Genomic DNA, 4,829 nt, shown 5'->3' with positions numbered 1-4,829 from the left:
CAGCGTGGTCATCGTCGCGCCGATGTCGACGACGGCGACGACGGCGTCGGACGGCACGGTGAGCTGATCGGCGATCAGCTTGCACGCGTTCTCCATCGCGAACGCTTCGACGTCGATGACCTTCGCGGTCAGTCCGGCAAGTTCAAGCGCGGACACGCGCAGATCGACATTCTCGAGGCGCGAGGCGGCGATGAGGACGTTCACGCTTCCGGGAGCATCCTTGACCGCGCCAAGCACTTCGAAATCGAGGCTCACTTCCTCGATCGGATAAGGGATGTACTGGTTGGCCTCGACCTGGATCTGTTCTTCAAGCGCATCTTCATCCAGCTCGGCCGGCATCGTGATGACCTGGGTGATCACCGAGGAACCGGCGACTGCCGAGGCAGCAAGCTTGAGCTTCGAGCCCGAGCGCGCAAGCGCCCGGCGCAGCGCTTCGCCAACCGGCTCCACCGCGACGATGTTCTTCTCGACGACGGAGTTCGGCGGCAACGGCTCGACCGCGTAGTGTTCGATGCGATAGCGCCCGCCGGATCGGCTCAGTTGCAGCAATTTCACTGCAGACGAGCTGATGTCCACGCCAAGTAGCGCCGTCGATTTGGTCTGAAAGAAGTTCAACCCCAGATCCCCCAACCGCAAAAACGTTTGAGAAACAACACGTCCGCAGCCGCCATTAAACCCGACTGTTAAATTTTTGGCAATGGGGAAATTTGCTGGACTAACAAGCACTTCCAAAAAAATTTTAGCGAACTGGATCGCATTTCCACGTTTACCCCCCGAAAAATCGCCCGATTGCCGCCCGCACGTGGCCACCATCTTTCCCTATCGACCCCTCGAACAGCCGCATATAATTTCTCGATCGCCCCGCTTTTGGGCCGCCCGGCACGATTCCATGCGTTTTTTTCGTCGTCTGCTTCGCTACACGCTGATCCTCGGGGTCGTCTGCATCGCGCTTGGAGCCATCGGCATCGGTGTCGTCTACTGGCTCATCGTGCCGCGCCTGCCCTCGGTCGAGTCGCTGCGCGACATCACCCTGCAGGTGCCATTGCGCATCTACAGTGCGGACAACAAGCTCATCGCCACCTACGGCGAAACGCGCCGCATTCCGGTCAAGATCGAAGATGTGCCGCAGCAGGTAAGGAATGCCTTCCTTGCTGCAGAAGATGCGAATTTCTACAGCCATCCCGGCGTGGACTATCAGGGCATCCTGCGCGCGCTGGGCCTCATGATCTCCAAGCGCACGCTGCATGTGCCCGGTGGCAGCACGATCACGCAGCAGGTCGCGCGCGATTTCTTCCTGAGTTCAGAAGTCAGCCTGTCGCGCAAGGCGACGGAAATCTTCCTCTCGTTCAAGATCGAGAACACGCTGAGCAAAGACCAGATCCTCGAGCTGTATCTCAACAAGATCTTCCTCGGCAACCGCGCCTACGGCGTCGCTGCGGCGGCCGAGTTCTACTACGGCAAGACGCTCGATCAACTCGACTTGGCCGAGTGCGCGATGCTCGCCTCGCTGCCGAAATTTCCCTCGACCGGCAATCCGCTCAACAACCGCGCACGCGCGCTTGAGCGCCGCCGCTACGTCCTGCAGCGCATGCTCGAGAACGGCTACATCAAAGATACCCAGTTCAAGCAGGCAGATGCCGAACCCGAGCGCGCATTCGCGCACGAGCCGCCGATCGAAGTCGAGGCGCCTTACATCGCCGAACTCGTGCGCCAGGAGGCGATCCAGCGTCTCGGCAACAACGCGCTGACCGACGCCTACACGATTCGCACGACGATCGATTCACGCGACCAGACCGCAGCGAACGATGCCGTGCGCGCAGGCCTGATTGCCTACGATCGGCGCCATGGCTGGCGCGGTCCGGAGGCGCATGTCGAACTGGCGAGCAATGCAACCGACGCCGATCTCGACAAGAAGCTCGATCTCTTCCACACAACCTTCGGCCTTTATCCCGCGATCGTCACACAGACGTCGGAAAAGGAAGCGCACCTGCATCTCAACGACGGCAAAAACGTGGTGCTTGGCCTCGAAGACATTGCCTGGGCGCGCCGCTATCAGGACGAAACCAGCCGCGGCCCGGTGCCGAAGCGCGTCGATGCAGCGCTCAAAGTCGGCGACATCGTGCGCGTGGCAAAGTCGACCGATGCGAAGAAGGAAGACCGTTGGCAACTTGCACAGATTCCGGCCGTACAGGGCGCGCTCGTCGCGCTCGATCCCGAGGACGGCGCGGTACGCGCGGAAGTCGGCGGCTTTTCGTTCGCGCGCAGCAAGTTCAATCGCGTGGTGCAGTCGCAGCGCAATCCAGGTTCGAGCTTCAAGCCGCTGTTTTACGCGGCGGCGTTCGAGCACGGCTTCACTCCGGCCTCGGTCGTCAATGACGCGCCAGTCGTGTTCCCTGATCCGTCCAAGCCGAACGGACAATGGACGCCGAAGAACGACGATGATGCATTCGCCGGGCCCATGCGCCTGCGCGAGGCGATGGTGCAGTCGAAGAATCTCGTCTCGGTACGCCTGCTCGATGCGATCGGCGTGCGCTACGCGCGCGAGTTCGTCACTCGTTTCGGCCTGAGCCTGGAACAGGTGCCGCCCAACTTGTCGATGGCGCTGGGCACGGCTTCGGTGTCGCCGATGAGCATGGCACGCGCGTATGCGGTGATCGCGAACGGCGGCTTTCTCGTCGATCCATATTTTGTCGACGCGATCTACGATCGCGATGGCAAGGAAGTCTACAAGGCGCAACCTGCGCAGATCTGCGCGCAGTGCCCCGAGCGCGCGAGCGACGACGGCCGTGCGGCTACGTCACCAGCGGCGCATACGGTCGTCGACAACAATGGAGTGACGACGGCCAAGGGCGCGCTCTCTCCGATCGCCAGCGCGCAAGCGACGACGACTGCGCCGACGGCGACCAAACTCGCCCCGCGCGCACTCGATGCGCGCACCGCCTATCTGATCGGCTCTTTGCTGCGCGATGTGGTCCGCCGCGGCACCGGCTCGGGCGCGATGGTGCTCAAGCGCAACGACCTGTTCGGCAAGACCGGCTCGACCAACGACCATCGCGACGGCTGGTTCGTCGGCTACAACACCGATCTCGTTGCCGCGGCCTGGATGGGCTTCGACGACTTCAGTTCGATGGGCCACATCGAATTCGGCGCGCAGACCGCGCTGCCGATCTGGATCGATTTCATGCGCGTCGCGCTCGACGGCATGCCCGAGAAGCCCTTCAACACGCCTGCGGGCATCAGCACCGCGCAGATCGATCCCGAAACCGGCTTGCTTGCCTCGCCGGGCACCGAACACACGATCTCTGAGGTCTTCCGCACCGAGGACCTCACGCGCATCGCGAACAGCCCGAATCAGCCGACCGAGGCCGAGAAAAAGGTACAACAGGAAGCCTACGGAATTTTCTGATGGGCCAGCGCCACGCCGATCGACGCACGCACCGCGGGCAGCATGCACGCGCATCGCACCACCTGGACGCGGTTCGCGCACGCATCGCGTTCGAAGCGGCGCGTCTGATCAGCGAATCCGGTATCCGTGACTACGCGCTGGCCAAGCGCAAGGCCGCGACACTTCTGGGCGTCGATGCGGAATCCGCGCTGCCAAAAAACGTTGAAATCGAGGATGCCTTACGCGAGCACCAGCGGCTGTTCCACGGCGACGACCAGCCGACCCGACTGCGCGAGCTGCGCGAAACGGCAATGGAAGCGATGCGTTTCTTCGCCACGTTCGAACCGCGCCTCGTTGGCGCCGTGCTCGATGGGACCGCCGACGAACATTCGGCCGTGTGCCTGCATCTCTTCAGCGACGATCCTGACGCCCCGATGCGCCATCTCGATGAACACGGCATAGCCTACGACAGCGAGTCGCGCAGCCTGCGTTTCGACAAGAACGGTGAGGCGAACTTTCCCGTTCTGATGTTCGCCGCAAACGACATCGCAATCGACGTCACCATTTTCCCTTACGACGGCCTGCGTCAAGCTCCGCTCGACCGCATCGTCGGCAGGCCGATGCAGCGCGCCAATCTGGCGGCGCTGCGGGAATTACTCGGGGACAGCGAAAACCATCCGATCCGGATCAGAGCGGATCTGCGCAGATAAACGCGCGCGAAGCTCCATCCTTCTCGATTCGCACTTGTCCGCACCGGACGCTTTCAGCAGCTTAACGCCATGCAAACGTTCAGCGCTTGTCGAGCGGCACGTAGTCGCGGTTGGTCGGGCCGGTGTAAATCTGGCGCGGACGGCCGATCTTGCTGTCCTTGTCGGTATGCTGCTCGAGCCAGTGTGCGACCCAGCCAGCGGTGCGCGCGATCGCGAACATCACGGTGAACATTTCGGTTGGAATCTTCAGCGCCTTGTAGATGATGCCTGAGTAGAAGTCGACGTTCGGATAGAGCTTGCGCTCGACGAAGTACGAATCCTTGAGCGCAACTTCCTCGAGCTTCATCGCCACGTCGAGCAGCGGATCGTTGACACCGAGATCCGCGAGCACCTTGTGGCACATCTCGCGGATGATCGTCGCGCGCGGATCGAAGTTCTTGTACACGCGGTGGCCGAAGCCCATCAGGCGGAAGCCGGAGTTCTTGTCCTTGGCCTTCTCGACTGCCTTGGAAACCTGATCCGCCGTGCCGATCTCGCCGAGCATCTTGAGCACGGCCTCGTTCGCGCCGCCGTGCGCCGGGCCCCACAGCGCGGCGATGCCGGCGGCAACGCAGGCGTACGGGTTCGCGCCGGTCGAGCCGACCAGGCGCACGGTCGAGGTCGAGGCATTCTGCTCGTGGTCGGCGTGCAGGATGAAGAGCAGATCGAGTGCCTTCGCTGCGACCGGCGAAAGC

At 62.4% G+C, this 4,829-nt stretch carries 4 protein-coding genes; 2 read left to right on the top strand and 2 right to left on the bottom strand.

The annotated features are described in order from the left end of the window. Positions 1 to 813: type IV pilus assembly protein PilM (pilM, locus tag VF497_RS02495; RefSeq protein WP_330885929.1), on the bottom strand; the 813-nt coding region annotated here is incomplete at its 3' end. A gap of 76 nt (positions 814 to 889) precedes the next feature. Here pilM and VF497_RS02490 point away from each other — a divergent pair. Beyond that, complete coding sequence (locus tag VF497_RS02490; protein WP_330885927.1) at positions 890 to 3,406, top strand: penicillin-binding protein 1A; 2,517 nt, start codon at positions 890 to 892, stop codon at positions 3,404 to 3,406. Continuing rightward, positions 3,406 to 4,095, top strand: coding sequence for a hypothetical protein (locus VF497_RS02485; RefSeq protein WP_330885925.1), 690 nt, complete (start codon positions 3,406 to 3,408; stop codon positions 4,093 to 4,095). Before VF497_RS02490 ends, VF497_RS02485 begins: the two co-directional genes overlap by 1 nt. 79 nt (positions 4,096 to 4,174) lie before the next feature. On the opposite strand, the gene VF497_RS02480 is transcribed toward VF497_RS02485, so the two are convergent. Then, a partial coding sequence (locus VF497_RS02480; protein ID WP_330885922.1) for a citrate/2-methylcitrate synthase occupies positions 4,175 to 4,829 on the bottom strand: 655 nt, incomplete at its 5' end.

It is taken from the genome of Rudaea sp. (genome assembly GCF_036383415.1).
Classification (GTDB): domain Bacteria; phylum Pseudomonadota; class Gammaproteobacteria; order Xanthomonadales; family Rhodanobacteraceae; genus Rudaea.
This window is presented reverse-complemented; position numbering and strand designations above follow the sequence as displayed.

Coding starts and splice junctions, on each gene's coding strand:
- VF497_RS02490 (WP_330885927.1), top strand. CDS start 890: ATGCGTTTTTTTCGTCGTCTGCTTCGCTACACGCTGATCCTCGGGGTC.
- VF497_RS02485 (WP_330885925.1), top strand. CDS start 3,406: ATGGGCCAGCGCCACGCCGATCGACGCACGCACCGCGGGCAGCATGCA.